Source organism: Methylobacterium sp. C1 (assembly GCF_001854385.1).
In the GTDB taxonomy this organism is placed as follows: domain Bacteria; phylum Pseudomonadota; class Alphaproteobacteria; order Rhizobiales; family Beijerinckiaceae; genus Methylobacterium; species Methylobacterium radiotolerans.
The window spans coordinates 5,894,938-5,911,648 of record NZ_CP017640.1 but is presented as its reverse complement, the minus strand read 5'-3'; the positions used below and the strand labels follow the sequence as shown (position 1 = coordinate 5,911,648).

Here is a 16,711-nt window from a genome sequence, read left to right as displayed (position 1 = left end):
CGGGCCGTCAGTCCGCCCGGGACGCCGCGTCGACGATCCGGACCGCCGCGAAGCCCTCCGCGCGCGAGGGCGGCTCGAACAGTCGGTCGACGGAGCGGACGCTCGCCTCGGGAACCTGCCGGTCGGCGGCGCGCCGCCGGTTCCGTTCGAGGGCGACCGCGAGCGGCGCGCGGATCCAGACCGCCTCCGCGGCGACACCGCGGGCTCGCGCGATGGCGAGGATCGGCGCGCGGTGCTGCCGGCCAGGCAAGGCCGCGTCGAAATAGACGCGGCCGAGCTGAGGTCGCTGCCGGGCGATCCAGGTGGACTTGCCGGCCCCCTGCAGCCCGCACACGACCACGAGCCGCTCGACCGAGTCCGCCGCGAGCGCCGCGCTCAGCGCCGCGAGGGCCAGCCGCCACGCCTCGGCGTTCCGTTCGGGCGTCCAGACGCGGCCGCGCTCGGTCTCGAGGAAGGCGTCCGGGTCGATGACGACCGCCGCGCTCACCCGGGGGGCGTACCGGGTGTCTCGGCGCTGCTCTGCTGCTGGCCGCCCTGCGCACCGTCGGCCGCCGCCTCGCCGCCCGCCCCCGGCGCGTCGGGGCGGCCGCGATCGGGGGCGGCGGCATCCGGATAGCGCTTGCGATACTCGGCGAGGAAGGCCGACAGCGTCTGGACTTTCGTGGCGCGCGCCGCGATGTCCCGGAAGCCCGGTGCCCGGGTCGGGTCGGTGCCGGTCAGCAGCGCGAAGGTGCGGGCGTCCGGACTCGCAGCCATCCCTTCCGAGAACTTCGCCTTGAGCCGCTCCAGGCCCATGGCCTCGTGCGCGAGATCGTAGGCGATCGCGGCGCGCACGACATCGGCGCGCGCCTGCTCGTCCAGCGGCTGGCCGGACTGCCACGCGTCGCCGAGCAGCGCCTCGTGGGCCTCCCCGGCCTCGCGCCAGCGGCGCGCGCCCCAGTAGATGTCGGCGCGGAGACGGTCGATGTCCGGGCCGCTCTCGTCCTCGATCGTTTCCAGCGCCAGATCGGTGCGGGTGAGGTCCGACAGGGCCCTGGCGCGGACGAGCCCGCGGGCGCGCCTCAGCTCGCCCGGAAGCTCGGGGAGCTCGGTGGCGTCGAGGACCTTCAGGGCCTCCATCGGCTTGTCGTCCATCAACCGGATCGTCGCGAGCCGCGCCGCTACCGCGGATCGCGCCGGGCCGGTGAGGCGATTGTCGATCTGGTACTGCAGCAGGTCGGCGGCCGGATCGAGGAGGTCGAGGGTCACGAGGCGGTCGGCCAGCCGGCGCACCACCTCGTCGCCGCGCCGCCCGATCGGGCTCAGCTCGCGGAAATCGAGGAAGAGCGCCACGGCCTCGACCCCGGGCAGCGTGTTGCCCTTGTCGGTGAGGTAGAGGTTCTCGAAGGCCGTCTGCGCCTCCCGCGTCAGGGCCGCCGTCCCGGGGGCGTTGGGGGCGGAGACGTTGGCCCGGCGCACCGCCGCGAAGGCGTCGCGCCACCGGCCGGCGGCGAGGTAGAGGCGGGCGAGGCCCGCGGTGATGCCATCCTCGGTCGGGCCGCCGTGCCAAGTCAGGCCGAGCCGCTCCAGCTTCTCGATGGCGGCCTCGGGGGCCAGCTTGCCGGAAGCCTGAGCCAGGAGCGCGCCGCGCAGGGCGGCCTCGACCGAGACCGGGCGCACGGCCGAATCGTCGAGCCGGGCATAGGCGTCCAGGGCCGCCTCGGTCTGGCCGGTGGCCTCGGCCACGCGGGCGCGAACCAGGGCCAGCCGATCACGGATCCAGGGCGGCAGGGCGCGCTCCGCCTCGGCGCGCGCGGCGGCGGTCTCGGCATCGCCGTTCTCGATCGCCGATTCGGCGGCGCGGGCCCGGATGAGCTGCGCGACGTCCGCGGGATAGCCGTTGGCCAGCGGCAGCACCTTGAGGAAGCCCAACTCCGCCGTCTTCCAGTCGCCCGCCCCGGCCGAGGCCATCGCCCGCCACAGAGCGGCCTCGCGGTCGTCGACCAGGGGCGGGACGCTGAGGGCCTTCAGCGCCTCGGCGTTCCGGCCGATCCGCACCAGGGCGATGCCCCGCAGGAGGGCGGTCTCGCGCTGCGTGGCCAGGAGCGGATCGTCGGCGGCCGCGATCTCGAGGGCGATCAGGCCCTCGTAGTCGAGGCCGTTGGCGAGGTCCGCGCGTGCCAGCGCGAGGCGGGCCGGGCCGCGCTCCGACGGCGGCGCCGCCACAGCCGCGTCGAAGAGGCCGCGCAGGGTCTCGCGGACATTCCCCATCCGGGCGCGCTCCCAGGGCTCCCGCGCGATCGCGAGGGTTCCCGCGTCGGTGAGCACCGTGTCCGGCTTGCGCGCCGCCATCGAGGCGGCGAGGCCGCCCTCGCGGCCGATCGAGACGCCCTCGAACTCGGGCCGCACCGCCAAGTCGTCGGCGCCGGCGAGCACCGCGAGGCCGTGCCGGCTCGGCAGGATCTCGAAATCGACGAAGCGACGGTTCTTGGGATTGCCGACGGGGCGCTGCGCGGCCGACGTGACGACCGCGATCCGCTCGTCGTCGAGGGCGAGCCACGTCGTCGATCCGGGATGCGGCAGAGTCAGGGTGACGGCGATGCGGCCGGACGGGTCGGGCTTGCGGACGGGATCGATCGTGTCGCTCGGACTCAGCGTATCCCCCGCCGAGAGTTCCCAGGCCACGCCGGTCCCGGTGGTGACGGCGTTGAGATCGACGAGGCGGCCGGGCGGGACCGGGAACCGCACGACCGTGAGCGGACCGGTCCGGGTGGGCGCGCCCGTCGGTGCGAGACCCTGGCTCGACGGCGGGACGACCACCGGCTCGGCGGTCTCGAAGGCCAGCGTCGCGATGCCGCCGCGCTCGAACAGGACCGCCGGCGGGAGGGTCTTGAACGGGAAGAGCAGGCCGCCGCCGGCCCGGCGCGTCGGCGGCGGTTCGGGCGGGCGAGACGCGAGTGACGGCGCCGGGGCGGGGGCCGGACGCGGCGCGACCGGGGGCGACGGGGCCGGCTTCGCGGCGGCGGGCCCCGGCACCTCGACGGCGGCCGTGGCCGGCTCCAGCGGCTTGCGGCGGACCACGTCCACCAACATGGCGCCGTCCTCCCGCTCCGTGCCGATCGTGAACCCGTCCTCGGGCGTGATCAGGAGGCTCGCCGAGTTCGCGTCGGTCTCCGTCGCCAGCTTGGCGATCCCGGGCCGCGGACGGCCGCGGGTTCCGCTCGGATCGATGGTCCAGGCGCCGATCACCCGCACGCGCGTCGCGGGCCCCTCGGCGGTCACCGCGGAGACGGCCTCCGCGGGCAGACGCAGCGACAGCCGCGTCAGGGTCGGGAGCAGCGCCAGCTCGAGCGACAGCGTCCGGCGCACCGGTTCCGGGGTGCGCGCCCTGAGCGCCTCCTCGGCAACCCGGGCCCGACGGGCGAGCTCGGCAACCACCTCGGGCGGCAGCGGCGGCATGAGGCCGGACCACCCTTCCGGAAGCAGGTCCACGAACACGCGCTCGCCGGCCGACTGGACGTTGACCCGGAAGGGACGCTGCAGGGCGAGGCGGAGACCCGTGCCGTCGGGATCGCGGCGGACGCTGGCGATGAAGGCCGGCATCTCGTCCACGAGATGCTCGGGTCCGGGCGCGACCCGCTCGCCGTAGCTGACGAGCAGCACGCCGCCGGCGAGCTTCGCCTTGACCGTGACCGGCTTGTCGAAGGTGAGCACGATCCGGCCGTAGCCGCCGGCCCCGGTGCCGGCCTCGCTGCCCTTCATGCTGACGAGCCGCGCGGCCAGCGCCGGAGCGAGCCCGGCCAGGAGGGCGAGCAGCGCCAGCGACGCGGTCAGCAGCCGCGCGCCACGTCCTCGACCGACCCGGGGTCGCCCGCCAACCGATCCCATCGCCTCGCCGATCCGAACCCGGCGCGCGGCCCCTGAGGGGCTCGCGGCGCGCGGCGCCACATCTCGGCGGCATCGTGATCGACCGCGGCTAACACTGGCTTAACCGTAACCGGAAAAGGCCGCGGGCCGCGGCGGGCTCAGCCGCTCAGGGCGACGGCGCGGTCGAAGGCCTGCGGGAAGCCTGTCAGCGGCACCGTGATGGTGGCCGGCTCGGTGCCGCCGGCCTTCTCGCCGGTCACGGTCAGCGCCTTGGCGGTGCGCATGCCGTCGAGGGCGAGCGTCGGGAAGCTGATCGCCACGATGCAGCCCTCGGCGCTGCAGGTCGTGTAGGGGGCGCCCTTGCCGAGGGTCTGCTCGTCGAGCTTGAAGGTCACGCCCGGCTCGATGGCGAGCCCGAACGGCATCAGCACGATCCCCTCGGCCCGGCCGTTCGCGGGCGTCTGCAGCTCGAAGCCGAACTTGCGCCGGCCGGTCCGCGAATCGCCCTGCGCCTGGGCCACGATGCAGGTGACCTTGTCGCTCGGGCGCGTGCAGGTCATCGTCCAGTCGCCGTAGCTCTCGCTGACGGTGCTGGCGCCGGTGGGCCACGCGGCGTGCGCGGCCGCAGGCGCGGCGGCCTCCTCGGGCTTCGCCGCCTCGGCTGGCTTGGCCGCCTTGTGGGGAGCCGGCTTCGGCCGCGGTTTGGGCTTGGGCTTCGCGGGCGCTTCGGCGGCCGGCGCGGCCGCGGGCTCGGCATCCTGCGCGCGCGCCGCCAGGATCGGGACCGCCGTGAGCGACGTCGCGATCAGGCTGAGACGCAGAAGCGCACGAAATGTCGGCATGGAATCACGATCCCCCGGAGAGCCATTGGGCGGCAGTGCCGCCTAATGCTCAAGCCGGGGCGACGCAATCGCCAGGGGCAGCGCCGGTGGGTTGCGCGCTTCTCAGAGAGGATTCGGGCCGCCGATGGAGCGGGCGAGGGCGCAGCGGCGCGCGAAGGCACTCTCCGCGCCGCTGCGCACCGTGCGGGCGACAGCGAAGACGAGGGTCAGGAAGCCGGGATCGCGATCGGCGGTCTCGACGGCCGGGCCGGGGATCCGGGATGTGATGAGCGCGAGCATGGCGGACTCCAGATGCGGGGTGCCGGGCGTTTCGGAGTTCCCCAGTTCCTGCGGTCCTCTGTGCGACCTTGCTGCACCGCAATATGAGACCTGCATCCCGAGCCTGCCACTGAGCAGACGTTGGGGGACGCATGCATCGAACTCATGGCTTGCGCCGCGTCCGGGAAAGGACGCGTTAACGAACGGTCGGGCGGGCGCGGTTGACCGGCGACGGGCGAGCCGCCATTGAGCGCGTTTCCGGCGACTCGGACCCTGGACCGCCCCGGCCCCGCCCCGGCGGCGCGGGCCTGTCGCCGCACTGTCACACGCGCGCCATAACCCGCCCGCGAGCCAGATGAGCGGACGCGCCCGGCGCCCGCCAGACGAGGATGTCCCGCATGACCGATCAGCCGACCCGTCACCCGATCCATGGCCGCATCACCGGCCCCATCGTGATGATCGGCTTCGGCTCGATCGGCCGGGGCACCCTGCCGCTCATCGAGCGCCATTTCGAGTACGACCGCGCGCGCTTCACGGTGATCGACCCGGTCGACACGCATCGGCCTCTCGCCGAGAAGCACGGCCTCCGGTTCGAGAAGGTCGCCCTGACGCCGGAGAACTACCGCGCCGTGCTCACGCCGCTCCTCACCAAAGGTGGCGGCCAGGGCTTCTGCGTCAACCTGTCGGTCGATACCTCCTCGCGCGCCATCATGGAGCTCTGCCGCGAGCTCGGCGCCCTCTACATCGACACCGTGGCCGAGCCCTGGCCGGGCTTCTACTTCGACAAGACCAAGAGCCAGGGCGACCGCACCAACTACGCGCTCCGCGAGAACATCCTCGACGCGCGCGCGCAGAAGCCCGGCGGCACCACCGCGGTCTCCTGCTGCGGCGCCAATCCCGGCATGGTCTCGTGGTTCGTCAAGCAGGCGCTCCTGAACATCGCCCAGGATACCGGCCTCCAGCGGCCGGAGCCGAAGACCAAGGCCGAGTGGGCCGCCCTGATGAAGGACCTGGGCGTCAAGGGCGTCCACATCGCCGAGCGGGACACCCAGCGCGCCAAGACCCCGAAGCCGCGGGGGGTCTTCGTCAACACGTGGTCGGTCGAGGGCTTCGTCTCCGAGGGCAATCAGCCGGCCGAGCTCGGCTGGGGCACGCACGAGACCTGGAAGCCCGCCAACGCCCGTGAGCAGGAGAAGGGCTCGCGCTGCGCGATCTACCTGCTGCAGCCGGGGGCCGACACGCGGGTGCGCACCTGGGTGCCGACCGCCGGCTCGCAGTTCGGCTTCCTCGTGACCCACAACGAGGCGATCTCGATCTCCGACTACTACACGGTGCGCGAGGGCGATAAGCCGGTCTTCCGGCCCACCTGCCACTACGCCTATCACCCGGCCGACGACGCCGTGCTGTCGCTCCACGAGATGTTCGGCAAGGCGGCCCAGGTGCAGGAGCAGCACCACATCCTCGACGAGACCGAGATCGTCGACGGCATCGACGAGCTCGGCGTGCTCGTCTACGGCCACGAGAAGAACGCCTACTGGTACGGCTCGCAGCTCTCCATCGAGGAGACCCGCCGGGTCGCCCCCTACCAGAACGCCACCGGCCTGCAGGTGACCTCGGCGGTGCTCGCCGGCATGGTCTGGGCCCTGGAGAACCCGGAGGCCGGCATCGTCGAGGCCGACGAGATGGACTTCCGCCGCTGCCTGGAGGTCCAGACCCCGTATCTTGGCCCGGTCGTGGGCGTGTACACGGACTGGACGCCGCTCACCGACCGTCCGGGCCTGTTCCCGGAGGACATCGACACCAGCGATCCGTGGCAGTTCCGCAACGTGCTGGTGCACGGCTGAGCCTCCGCGCCGAGCAGGCGCAAGCCGCTGTCGGCGGCGCGGATGTCGGGCAAGTCCGAGATCCGCGCCGGCCGTGACCGGGTCGCCCCTGCCCCGCCGCGATGGGGCACGGCCCGACGGCGGAGCTGTGCCGGACCGGGCGATGCCTCCCCTCGGCCCCGCGCCGCGGAAGCACGGACACCGCGGGCCGCGAGCGATCGCGGCGCGTCGATGGTTCGGCTACTCGGCCTGACGCCGCGTCACGAGGGTCCGGCCCGGCTCGACCTCGTTCTTGTCCTGGTACAGCGGCACGATCGCGCGCAGCCAGCCGCGGACCTCGCGGCCGCCGTAATTCCGCTCGACCACGTCGTGGGTGAGGTAGGCCTGCAGGTTCACCGGCCCGAAATTGTAGCCGACGAGCCCGCCCACCGCGATCTGGCCCTGCGGCCGGTAGCTCGCCACCCCGGTGGGAAGGTCCGTCGAGCCGAAGGCCACCGCGCCGATCTGCCAGGAGCCGAATTTCTTCGTCATGGTCAGGTCGAGGTTCATGTAGTCCGGGTAGAGGGTGCCGCTGGGCGAGCGCGTGTCGAGGAAGACGCCGTAGAGCAGGTTCGCCGTCAGGTTCCAGCCCTGACCGGTGTAGCTCAGCGCGAAGCGGTGGGTCAGAGAGGCTGACTGCGTCAGGAACCGCGTCTGGATCGGCAGGTAGCCGCCGAACAGGTAGCTGAAGCCGACATCGCCGCCGAGGTCCCAGGCGAGCTGGGCGGCCAGCAGCTGCTGCCCGACGCCGCTCTGGTATGGGGCGCCCCGGCTGCTCGCCGCCGCGATCGGCTGGGTGAAGAAGAACTGGAGGCGCGCGCCCGCGACGTTCCAGGGCGTCGCCCACGCGAAGGTCGGCAGGTTGACGTTGGTCGACGAGTCGCGCGGGAGGGTACCGCGCACGCCGAAGCTGGACAGGTTCACGAAATACAGGCCGACCGGCAGCTGGTCGCCCACCGGCAGGCCGACCGTCTGTCCCGGCTGCGCCGCGGACGCCGCCCGCGCGGTCGTCGCCGTCGACGCGGCGGTGATCGGAGCCGAGACGGCAAGAGCCGCCGCCGTGATCCAACGTGACGTCAGGCTAAAACCGGCCATGGGAACCCTGAACCCGAGCCCCGTCATCCGGGGCCGATCAGGGTTTGACGGGCGCTCACTCCGACAGCATCCGGCCGTTACGGCCGAGCTGTGCGCGATCGCACCGCTTCGACAGACCGATCTCTCGGCGGGGGACTAAATCACTGATCCTCGACTTCGACGACGAAGTCGCCGCGATAGGTCGTGCCCTCCACCGGGTTCGAGATCCAGCGGCAGCGGCCGACCCGCACATCGTGGCCGGCGTGGAAATGCCCGGAGATCCACAGCCCCGGCCGCTCGGTCTCCGCGAGGTCGTCGAGGGCCGTGCTGGCGTAGAAGGCCGGCACCCACCAGGGGACGCCGGGCGCGTCCCGGAAGCGATCGGCCGCGAGCGGGCTCGCGGGGTGATGGGTCACCACCACGGTCGGCCCGTCGTGCGGGGTCCGGAGCGCCGCGTGCAGGGCCGCCCGCTCGATCCGGTGCTCCGCCATCGCGTCCGCCGGCTGCCACGGGCTGCCGTCGGCCTTGCGGATCGAGCCGAGATACTCCCGCGAGCCCGTCACGGGGTCGGTCATGCGGGACGCCGCGTAGGCCACCGGATCGTCGGGCCGGTTCGGCGCGTCCGGTCCGAGCCAGCGCCCGGCGAGCGCCCAGTCGCTCCAGAGGGTGGTACCGACGAAGCGGACGCCGTCGATGACGCAGCTCCGCGCGCGCTGGAGCAGGTGGATCCGCGCGCCGAGCCCGTTGAGGCGGCCGACCTCGGCCTCGAGGGCGGCGAGCAGCTCCGGCGCGGTGCGCCGATCCCCGGTCGGCGCGTAGCGCTCGTGGTTGCCCGGCACCAGCACGACCGGCCGCCCCTGCGCGAGATGCAGCAGCGCCGCGAGCCCCCGCTCGGGATGCCCCTCGTGGAGGTCCCCCGGGCAGGCGAGCAGGTCGAACGGTTCCGCGGGCGGCGCGATCAGGTCGAGGCGCCGCCGCTCCAGGTGCAGGTCCGAGATGGGGAAGATGCGCATGATGGTCGCTGCCGTGTCGCCGCTCGGGGCCGCTAGCCCGCGGCTCTGCGCTCGGCCGCGGCCGCCTTGAGGATGTCGGCGGCCGAGTCGGCGTTGAGGATCGCGATCCCGGCCGCCACGACGAGGTCGGGCCAGGGGGACGGGTGGAGGGCCGTCACCAGGCCGGCGGCGATGATCGCCAGGTTGGCGACGGCGTCGTTGCGCGCCGAGAGGTAGGCCGCCCGGGTCAGGCTGCCCGAGCCGGAGCGGTGCCGGGCGAGCATGAGCGCGCAGGTGAGGTTGACGGCGAGCGCCCCGAGCCCCGCGAGGGTCAGAGGCAGAGCGGCGGGGGCAGTGAAGTCGGCGATCTTGCCGTAGGCCGCCCAGGCCCCCGCCAGCGCCGGCAGGAGCAGGATCCCCGCCATGGCGGTGCCGAGGCGGGCGCGGTTGCGCGCGCTCCAGCCGAGGCCCGCGAAGATCAGCAGGTTGATCGCCGCGTCCTCGAGGAAGTCGAGGCTGTCGGCGATCAGCGCCACCGAGCCGATGGCGAGCGCCACCGCGATCTCGATGCCGAAATAGCCGAGGTTGAGCGCCGCCACGCGGGCGACGACCGGGCGGAGGGCGGGCGGCGCGGGCCGGGGCGCATCATCGGCGATCACGGGACGCCTCTTCGCCGACGCGCGCGGCCCTGTCGAGCGGCTGTTGAGAAAAGCCTGTCCGCGGCTCAAGAAAGTTCGAGGCCGTTACGCCTTTGTCCGGGTGGATTCGGCGCCGCGATCGTGCGACGCCGTTGCCGGAGCCGGCAACACGAGACGCATGACCGGCCGGAACCGGAGGTCTGCCGCGTCATGCTGCCCGAACTGCGCGTGCTCTATTTCGAGGATCTCGAGGTCGGCCTGTCGGAGACCCTGTCGAAGACCATCGCCTCCTCCGACGTGGTGGGCTTCGCCGAGATCACCGGCGACCGCAACCCGATCCACCTGTCCGAGCACTTCGCCGCGCGCACGCCGTTCGGCACCCGCATCGCCCACGGCCTCTACACGGCCGGGCTGATCTCGGCGGTGCTCGGCACCCGCCTTCCGGGGCCCGGCGCCGTCTACATCTCCCAGACCCTGAACTTCCGCGCCCCGGTGCGGATCGGCGACGTCGTCGACGTCACCGTGACGGTGGCCGAACTCATGCCCGAGCGGCGGCGCGCGCGCCTCGCGTGCCGGTGCTCGGTGGGCGGCGAGACGGTCCTCGACGGCGAGGCGCTGGTGAAGGTGCCGACCAAGGCCGAGGCCGACCCGCTGGCGAACCGCTCCGACCGGTCACAGGGCTGAGGTGCCCCCGGCCCCGGAGCCCCTCACCGACCCGGACGACCCCCGCCTCGAGCCCTACACCCGGATGCGCGAGCGCGACCTCGTGGGCCGCGCCGGGCGCTTCATCGTCGAGGGCGAGGTGACCCTGCGGCTGCTGCTCGGCCGCCGCAGCCGGTTCCGCGCCGAATCGATCCTCCTCGCGCCCGAGCGCTGGCCGGGCCTCGCCGCCGACGTCGCCGCCTGCCCGGAGCCGCCGCCGATCTACAGCGCCTCCAAGGCGGTGATGAGCGCCGTGACGGGTTTCCCGATCCACCGCGGCGTCCTCGCGGTCGGCCTGCGCGGGCCGGGGCTCGACGCGGCCGCCCTCGTGCCGCCGCCGCCCGCGCCCGCCCTGGTGGTCGGCCTGGCCGGCCTGACCAATCACGACAATGTCGGCGCCGCCTTCCGCAACGCGGCGGCCTTCGGGGCCGACGCCGTTCTCCTCGACGGGGCGACTTGCGACCCGCTCTACCGCAAGAGCATCCGCGTCTCGGCCGGGGCCGCCCTGATCCAGCCCTTCGCGCGGCTCCCGGACGGGCAGGACTGGCTGCGGCTGGCCGAGACCCTCGACCTCCGGCCGCTCGCCTTCAGTCCGGGGGCGAGCGAGACCCTGGACGCGCGCGCCGCCCCGCCGCGGGCGCTCCTGATTCTCGGCACCGAGGGCCCCGGCCTCGACGCGGCGACGCTGGCCCGGGCGCGGCCGATCCGGATCCCGATGGCCGCCGGCTTCGACTCGCTGAACGTCGCTACCGCGGCGGGCATCGCCCTCTACACCATCGCCCGCGGCCAAGGGCGCCTCGGCGAACCGCGAGCGCGCCGCGGCGGCGAACCGTTCGACCCGGGGCCGGCAGGTTCTTGAAGTCAGTATTCCCCGCGTAGACGCCGCGGAACAGGGCCGGAGAACGCGCCTCCAGCTGGAACACATTGACATCTCGACGCCGCGCGCGGGCGCGCGCAATCTGAGATCCGACGACCGTCCCGACGCCGCGCCGGATCGCATGTCGAATATCCCGACGCTTCACTTCAACACCGATCATCTCGACCCCGCGCACGCCTTCGCGGCCTGGCGCGACCTGATGGCGCCGATCGTCCGGGTCGAGCGGATCGCGGGGGCGCCGGTGCCCCGCGGGAACCTGTCCTGCACGGTCCTGGGGGATATCCTCGCCAGCCGGATGGTCTTCTCCGCCCAGCACATGGTCCGCGATCGCCGCCACGCCGCGGCGACACCGGATCACTTCACGTTCATGCTCTACGTGTCCGGAGGCCTGTCCGGCGACGTCGCGGGCAGCCCGGTGGTGCAGCAACGCAACCGGATCATGGCCGCCAACATGGGCCGGGAACTGGATGCCCGCGGGGTGCGCTCCAGCGCGATCGGACTGACTGTACCGCGTCGTCTGCTGCCAGACTGCACGATCGAGCGGATACCGATCTTCCTCGACAGGGAACGGAACCGTCTGCTCGTCGCGCGGCTGCACGCCCTGTACCGGCGGCTGCCGACGACCACGGCCGAGGAGGAGCCGGCGATCGCGGGCGAGCTGGCCGGTTTCGTCCGCCGCCTGTTCGATCCATCGGCGGCCTCGGACGTCCTGCGGGGCCCGGAATTCGACGTCGGCTTCGTCGCCCTGGCCGAGCGCCTGATGGACCTCCATCTGGCCTCACCCGACCTCTCGCCGGACTGGCTCGCCGACGCTGCGGGCGTCTCGCGGACGGTGCTGTACCGCGCCTTCCGGAGCACCGGGGGCGTCATGCAGCGCGTCTGGGAGAAGCGGCTGGAGGCGATCCGGCTCGCCTTGGAGGATCCGCTGGAGACCCGGGCGCTCGCGCGCTTGGCGAGCGAGCACGGCTTCAAGGATCCCGCCCATCTGAGCCGCGCATTCCGCGCCCGGTTCGGGGAATCGCCGCGGGCATGGCGCCGGACGCGGGGAGCCCACGGCGTCCGGACCTTCGAGCGGACGCCGGCCCGGGCCCACGCGTGGTACGAGCGCCTGGGCCAGCGCTGAAACGCCTCCGCGGGCCAGGACGAACAGGACACCGGATCCTGCGCTCGCCAGGCTGCCGCTCAGAGCCCGCGACGGCAGGCGCCGCATCCGGCCTTCACAAACCTTACGGATGCGTCTCCACGGTATGATCGTGTACAGCGTTCTGCGCGCGACAAACGGCTGCAATTGCCGCCCGATGATGCGAAGCTAGCTTGGCCGCATGGGGTATCGGGATTCTGTGAGGAGTCGAGGACGTTGCTTCAGTCTGGGGACGGGTTGCGGGCGCTGACCGGACGCCGGGTGGCCGTGGTCGGGGCTGGGCCGGGCGGACTGGCCGCCGCCCTGCTGCTCGCGCGGGCCGGGATCCACGTCACCATCTTCGAGAAGGACCCGCAGGTCGGGGGTCGGACGAAGACCGTCGAGGCGCCCGGCGGCTACCGGTTCGATATCGGCCCGACCTTCTTCCTCTATCCACAGATTCTCGCGGACATCTTCGCGAGCTGCGGCGAGCGGCTGGAGGAGCACGTCAAGCTCGAGCGGCTCGACCCGCAGTACCACCTCGTGTTCGAGGGCGCGGAGGGCATCACGGGGACGATCAGCGCCACCGGTGACGTCGAGCGCCTGGAGCGCGAGATCGCCCGCCTCGCGCCGGACGACGCCAAGAACGTCAAAGACTTCTTCGCCGAGAACCGGACCAAGCTGAACTACTTCAAGCCGGTCCTCGAGCAAGCCTTCCACACCCTGCGCAGCATGGCGAGTCCGGCCATGCTGGCCGCCCTGCCCTACCTGCATCCGGGTCGGAGCGTCGACCGCGACCTGAAGCGACACTTCGCCGACCCGCGGGTGCGGCTCGCCTTCTCGTTCCAGACCAAATACCTCGGGATGTCGCCGTTCCGGTGCCCGAGCCTGTTCACCATCCTGTCGTTCCTCGAATACGAGCACGGCGTCTACCACCCGGTGGGCGGCTGCGGCGCCGTCTCCGAGGCGATGGCGGGCCTGGCCGGCCGCATGGGCGTCGATCTCCGGCTCAACAGCAACGTCGAGGAAGTGCTGTTCGACGGCAAGCGCGCCAGCGGTCTCGTGGCGGACGGTGAGACCTTCAACGCCGACGCGGTGCTGATCAACGGCGACTTCGCGAAGGTCGTCCGCGCCCTCGTCCCGGAGCGGCACCGGCCGCGCTGGCGCGATGCCAAGATCCGGAAGGCCCGGCTCTCCTGCTCGACCTTCATGCTGTATCTCGGCCTCGAGGGGAAAATGCCCGACAGCCTCGGGCACCACACGATCCTCCTGGCCGACGGCTACGAGAAGAACATCCGCGAGATCACCGAGGGCACGCTGCCGATGCAGCCGTCCCTGTACGTGCAGCACGCGGGCTACACCGATGGCGGCATGGCGCCGCCCGGACACACGGCCCTCTACGTGCTGGTGCCGGTGCCCAACCTGAAGGCGGGGATCGACTGGGCGGCGATGCGCGAGACCTACCGCGCCCTGATCCTGGACCGGCTGAAGCTCCTCGGGATCGACGATCTCGAGTCCCGCATCCGCTACGAGCGGATCATCGACCCGACCCAGTGGGAAGAGGATTTCGCCGTCCACGAGGGCGCCACCTTCAACCTCGCCCACGACCTCCTGCAGATGCTGTATTTCCGGCCGCACAACCGCTTCGGACCGGGCCTCTACATCGTCGGCGGCGGCACCCATCCGGGCTCCGGCCTGCCGGTGATCTACGAGGGCGCCCGCATCTCCGCCCGGCTGCTGATCGAGGAACTGGCGGGCGCCCGCGCCGCCGCCGCGGCCGGCATCCCCGATACCGCCCCGCTGGCGACCTCCGGCGAGGCCTCGTGAGCGCGGCGACCGACCGGAGGTATCTCCGGAGGCTGGCAGGCCGCGCGACGGTTGCCTCCGCGGTCTGGCTCTGCGCCGCGACCGTGCCGGCCTGGGCCGCCGTCGTGCAGGTCGAGGTCGACGGGATCGAGCCCGGCGGCGGCCAGGTGCGGGTCGCCCTCTGCCAGGGCGGTCTCTCGGAGTCGTCGTGCCTGCGCGGCGACGACGCGCCGGCCACCGCCGACCGGGCGCGGTTCACCTTCCGGGATGTCCCGCCGGGCACCTACGCGGTCGCGGCCTACCAGGACGCCAACGGCAACGGGCGCCTCGACCGCACCGGTCTCGGCCTGCCGCTGGAGCCCTACGGCTTCTCGGGTACGGTCGGGCGGCGGGCGCGCCCCGATTTCGCCGAGGCGGCCTTCGCCCTCCGGGAGCCCGGCGCCGCCGTGCGGGTGCGCCTCGGCCGTGCCCTGCCGAGCCGGTGAACCGATGGACGATCCCCTCGTCCGGCTCGCGGACGTCGGCCTCGACCTCAGCGGCCGACGGGTGCTGGATCATGTCGATCTCGACCTCGGGGCCGGCGAGACCCTGGCGCTGCTCGGACCGAACGGAGCCGGCAAGTCCTCGCTGATGCGCCTCGTGGCGGGGCGTCTCGCCCCGAGTGCGGGGTCGGTGCGCGTGGCCGGAGCGGATCCGTACCGGGCGGGACAGGCCCGCCGCGCCATCGGGTGGGTGCCGCAGGAGATCGCCCTCTACCCGCGGCTGACCGTCTCGGAGAATCTCGGCGTGTTCGGGCAATTGGCGGGGGTCTCCCGGCGCGAGCGGAAGGCGGCCGTGGAGGCCGCCCTGGCCATGGCCGACATCGCCGACGTGGCCCGGCGCCCGGTCGGCGTCCTGTCGGGGGGGTACCGGCGCCGGGTGAACATCGCCGCGAGCCTGATGAACCGGCCCCGGCTCGTGCTCCTCGACGAGCCGACCACCGGCGTCGACCTCGCCGCGCGGGCCGCGATCCACGCGGTGCTCGACCGCCTGAAGGCCGCCGGCACCGCGATCCTGATCGCCACACACGATTTCGCCGAGGCGGAGCGCCTCGCCTCCCGGGTGGCGTTCCTGGCCCAGGGGCGGGTCGTGCGCGCCGGCCGTCTCGCCGAGCTGCTCGCGCAGCTGCGGACCGGCGCGCCCGAGCGGGAGCTGAGCCTCGCCGGTCCGGCGTCGGGACCGGCCGAGGGCGTGCTGCGCCGGGCCGGCTTCGTGCCCGCCGAGGCGGGGGGCCTCGTCTGGCGGTCGGTCGAACGGTCCGGCCTCGACGGCGCGGCCTTGCTCGGCGCCCTGCGCGCCCAGAACGTTCCGGTGGCCGAGATCCGGGTGCGGGCGCCGCGGCTGGAGACGCTCTATCTGGACGCCCTCCGCCCGCGGGAACTGACGGATCCCGAGGCCGCCCCGCTCCGGGCCGGGACCGCCGGATGATCGGCGCCGCCTTCCGCGTCATGCTCCTGACCCTCCTGCGCGACCGGGCCGCGCTGGTGATGGCCTTCGTGCTGCCGACCGTGATCTTCTCGATCTTCGCGGCGATCTTCTCGGGAGCGATCGGCGACCGGATCCGCATCCATCTCGGCCTGGCCGACCTGGCCCACACCGCGGCGACGGGGCGCCTCGCCGACGCGCTCGCGGCCGATCCCTCCCTCCGCGTGACGCGGTTGCCCGCGACCGACATCGACGCCGTGGCGCAGGCGGTGCGGGCCGGCGAGGTCGACGTGGCGCTTGTCCTGCGCGGGGACCTGAACGCCGCACCTGCGGAGGCGGCGCCCGGCGCCGCGGATCAGCCGGTGGTGCTGGTCGAGAACCCCGCCAAGGCACTGGCGACGCCGATCGCCCTCGGACAGCTCCAGAGGGTCCTGAACGAGGCGCTGCCCGACGTGGTCCTGTCGCGGGTCGTCGCCGACGTCGAGCGCACGGGCAAGATCGGTCCCGACGAGCGCCGCTTCCTCGACGAGGCCTTCGCCGAGCAGCGCGCCAAGAAGGAGCCGTTCAGCTTCGCCTCCCTGGTGGAACGCCGCAGCACGGCGTCCGGGACCGCCAATGCCCGGGTGAGCTACTACGCCGGCGCGATCACCGCGGTGTTCCTGCTCTTCGCCGCCATGCAGGGCGCGATGTCGCTGGTCGAGGAGCGCGAGACGGGCCTCACCGAGCGTCTGATGGCCGGGCCGGGCGGTTTGCCCGTCGTGGTGCTCGGAAAGTTCGCCTTCCTGACGCTGCAGGGACTCGTCCAGGCCGGGCTGATCTTCCTGGCCGCCGCCCTCCTCTACGGCGTCGAGATCGGGCCGCACTGGCCGGCCTTCCTGGCCGCCTGCCTGCTGGTCTCCGCGATGGCGGCCGGCCTGGCGCTCGCGGCCTGCGCGCTCGCGGCCTCGCGCCAGCAGGCGCATCTCGCGTCGACTTTCGGCGTGCTGCTGCTCTCGGCCGTCGGTGGCTCCATGGTCCCGCGGTTCCTCATGCCGCCCTGGCTGCAGCAGGCCGGATGGCTCACCCCCAACGCCTGGGCGATCGAGGCGTACCAGAGCGCCCTGGGCGAGGGGTTCTCCGCCGCGGCCCCCGCCCTGGGGGTCCTGGCGGCGCTGACCCTGGCCGGTCTCGGCTTCGCCCTGGCGCTGGCGGCGCGGCGGACGGCCTAGGACCCGGCGCCGTCCCGACCCG

At 73.3% G+C, this 16,711-nt stretch carries 15 protein-coding genes; 8 read left to right on the top strand and 7 right to left on the bottom strand.

The window, feature by feature from the left end; translation table 11 throughout:
- Positions 1-7: 7 nt before the first annotated feature.
- The 4 genes from BKE41_RS27225 to BKE41_RS31820 all read right to left on the bottom strand — a co-directional run bounded on the left by BKE41_RS27225 (position 8) and on the right by BKE41_RS31820 (position 4,967).
- A complete protein-coding gene (locus tag BKE41_RS27225; RefSeq protein WP_071000419.1) occupies positions 8-487 on the bottom strand; it encodes an AAA family ATPase in 480 nt (159 codons plus the stop codon).
- The gene (locus BKE41_RS27220) at positions 484-3,867 is read right to left on the bottom strand and encodes a hypothetical protein (protein ID WP_012321954.1); all 3,384 of its coding nucleotides are present in this window, start codon (positions 3,865-3,867) and stop codon (positions 484-486) included. The genes BKE41_RS27225 and BKE41_RS27220 overlap by 4 nt, the downstream gene beginning before the upstream one ends.
- 137 nt (positions 3,868-4,004) lie before the next feature.
- Positions 4,005-4,688 carry an invasion associated locus B family protein gene (locus tag BKE41_RS27215; RefSeq protein WP_012321953.1) on the bottom strand — a complete coding sequence of 228 codons (684 nt, stop codon included), beginning with the start codon at positions 4,686-4,688 and terminating at the stop codon, positions 4,005-4,007.
- A 102-nt stretch (positions 4,689-4,790) separates the two neighbouring features.
- Positions 4,791-4,967, bottom strand: coding sequence for a hypothetical protein (locus BKE41_RS31820; protein ID WP_012321952.1), 177 nt, complete (start codon positions 4,965-4,967; stop codon positions 4,791-4,793).
- Positions 4,968-5,344: 377 nt separating this feature from the next.
- Between BKE41_RS31820 and BKE41_RS27210 the strand changes: the two genes are divergently transcribed.
- Positions 5,345-6,790 (top strand): saccharopine dehydrogenase NADP-binding domain-containing protein, encoded by a 1,446-nt coding sequence (locus BKE41_RS27210; protein WP_071000418.1) that lies wholly within the window; start codon positions 5,345-5,347, stop codon positions 6,788-6,790.
- 219 nt (positions 6,791-7,009) lie between these two features.
- On the opposite strand, the gene BKE41_RS27205 is transcribed toward BKE41_RS27210, so the two are convergent.
- From BKE41_RS27205 to BKE41_RS27195, 3 genes are all read right to left on the bottom strand, one after another.
- Entirely contained in the window at positions 7,010-7,903 is an 894-nt protein-coding gene (locus BKE41_RS27205) for a transporter (RefSeq protein ID WP_012321950.1), read from the bottom strand.
- A 140-nt stretch (positions 7,904-8,043) separates the two neighbouring features.
- Entirely contained in the window at positions 8,044-8,895 is an 852-nt protein-coding gene (locus tag BKE41_RS27200; protein WP_012321949.1) for a metallophosphoesterase, read from the bottom strand.
- Between the two features lie 32 nt (positions 8,896-8,927).
- Entirely contained in the window at positions 8,928-9,533 is a 606-nt protein-coding gene (locus tag BKE41_RS27195; protein WP_012321948.1) for a cation transporter, read from the bottom strand.
- 189 nt (positions 9,534-9,722) lie between these two features.
- On the opposite strand from BKE41_RS27195, the gene croR reads away from it, so the two are divergent.
- The 7 genes from croR to BKE41_RS27160 all read left to right on the top strand — a co-directional run bounded on the left by croR (position 9,723) and on the right by BKE41_RS27160 (position 16,689).
- Positions 9,723-10,196 (top strand): 3-hydroxybutyryl-CoA dehydratase, encoded by a 474-nt coding sequence (croR, locus tag BKE41_RS27190; protein ID WP_012321947.1) that lies wholly within the window; start codon positions 9,723-9,725, stop codon positions 10,194-10,196.
- A gap of 1 nt (position 10,197) precedes the next feature.
- The gene (locus tag BKE41_RS27185; protein ID WP_012321946.1) at positions 10,198-11,073 is read left to right on the top strand and encodes an RNA methyltransferase; all 876 of its coding nucleotides are present in this window, start codon (positions 10,198-10,200) and stop codon (positions 11,071-11,073) included.
- A gap of 139 nt (positions 11,074-11,212) precedes the next feature.
- Positions 11,213-12,214 carry a helix-turn-helix domain-containing protein gene (locus BKE41_RS27180; protein WP_012321945.1) on the top strand — a complete coding sequence of 334 codons (1,002 nt, stop codon included), beginning with the start codon at positions 11,213-11,215 and terminating at the stop codon, positions 12,212-12,214.
- A gap of 234 nt (positions 12,215-12,448) precedes the next feature.
- Complete coding sequence (gene crtI / locus BKE41_RS27175; protein ID WP_058607694.1) at positions 12,449-14,038, top strand: phytoene desaturase family protein; 1,590 nt, start codon at positions 12,449-12,451, stop codon at positions 14,036-14,038.
- Positions 14,039-14,070: 32 nt separating this feature from the next.
- Entirely contained in the window at positions 14,071-14,502 is a 432-nt protein-coding gene (locus BKE41_RS27170) for a DUF2141 domain-containing protein (protein ID WP_063110366.1), read from the top strand.
- A 4-nt stretch (positions 14,503-14,506) separates the two neighbouring features.
- Positions 14,507-15,484: an ABC transporter ATP-binding protein gene (locus BKE41_RS27165; protein WP_071000417.1), complete on the top strand. Its 978-nt coding sequence runs from the start codon at positions 14,507-14,509 to the stop codon at positions 15,482-15,484.
- Entirely contained in the window at positions 15,481-16,689 is a 1,209-nt protein-coding gene (locus tag BKE41_RS27160; RefSeq protein ID WP_029359974.1) for an ABC transporter permease, read from the top strand. The genes BKE41_RS27165 and BKE41_RS27160 overlap by 4 nt, the downstream gene beginning before the upstream one ends.
- Positions 16,690-16,711 lie beyond the last annotated feature (22 nt).

Bases quoted from the DNA above. Each gene is read 5' to 3' on its own strand.
- BKE41_RS27200 (WP_012321949.1), bottom strand. From the start codon at position 8,895: ATGCGCATCTTCCCCATCTCGGACCTGCACCTGGAGCGGCGGCGCCTC.
- BKE41_RS27220 (WP_012321954.1), bottom strand. From the start codon at position 3,867: ATGGGATCGGTTGGCGGGCGACCCCGGGTCGGTCGAGGACGTGGCGCG.
- BKE41_RS27205 (WP_012321950.1), bottom strand. From the start codon at position 7,903: ATGGCCGGTTTTAGCCTGACGTCACGTTGGATCACGGCGGCGGCTCTT.
- BKE41_RS31820 (WP_012321952.1), bottom strand. From the start codon at position 4,967: ATGCTCGCGCTCATCACATCCCGGATCCCCGGCCCGGCCGTCGAGACC.
- BKE41_RS27160 (WP_029359974.1), top strand. From the start codon at position 15,481: ATGATCGGCGCCGCCTTCCGCGTCATGCTCCTGACCCTCCTGCGCGAC.
- BKE41_RS27215 (WP_012321953.1), bottom strand. From the start codon at position 4,688: ATGCCGACATTTCGTGCGCTTCTGCGTCTCAGCCTGATCGCGACGTCG.
- BKE41_RS27210 (WP_071000418.1), top strand. From the start codon at position 5,345: ATGACCGATCAGCCGACCCGTCACCCGATCCATGGCCGCATCACCGGC.
- croR (WP_012321947.1), top strand. From the start codon at position 9,723: ATGCTGCCCGAACTGCGCGTGCTCTATTTCGAGGATCTCGAGGTCGGC.
- BKE41_RS27180 (WP_012321945.1), top strand. From the start codon at position 11,213: ATGTCGAATATCCCGACGCTTCACTTCAACACCGATCATCTCGACCCC.
- BKE41_RS27165 (WP_071000417.1), top strand. From the start codon at position 14,507: ATGGACGATCCCCTCGTCCGGCTCGCGGACGTCGGCCTCGACCTCAGC.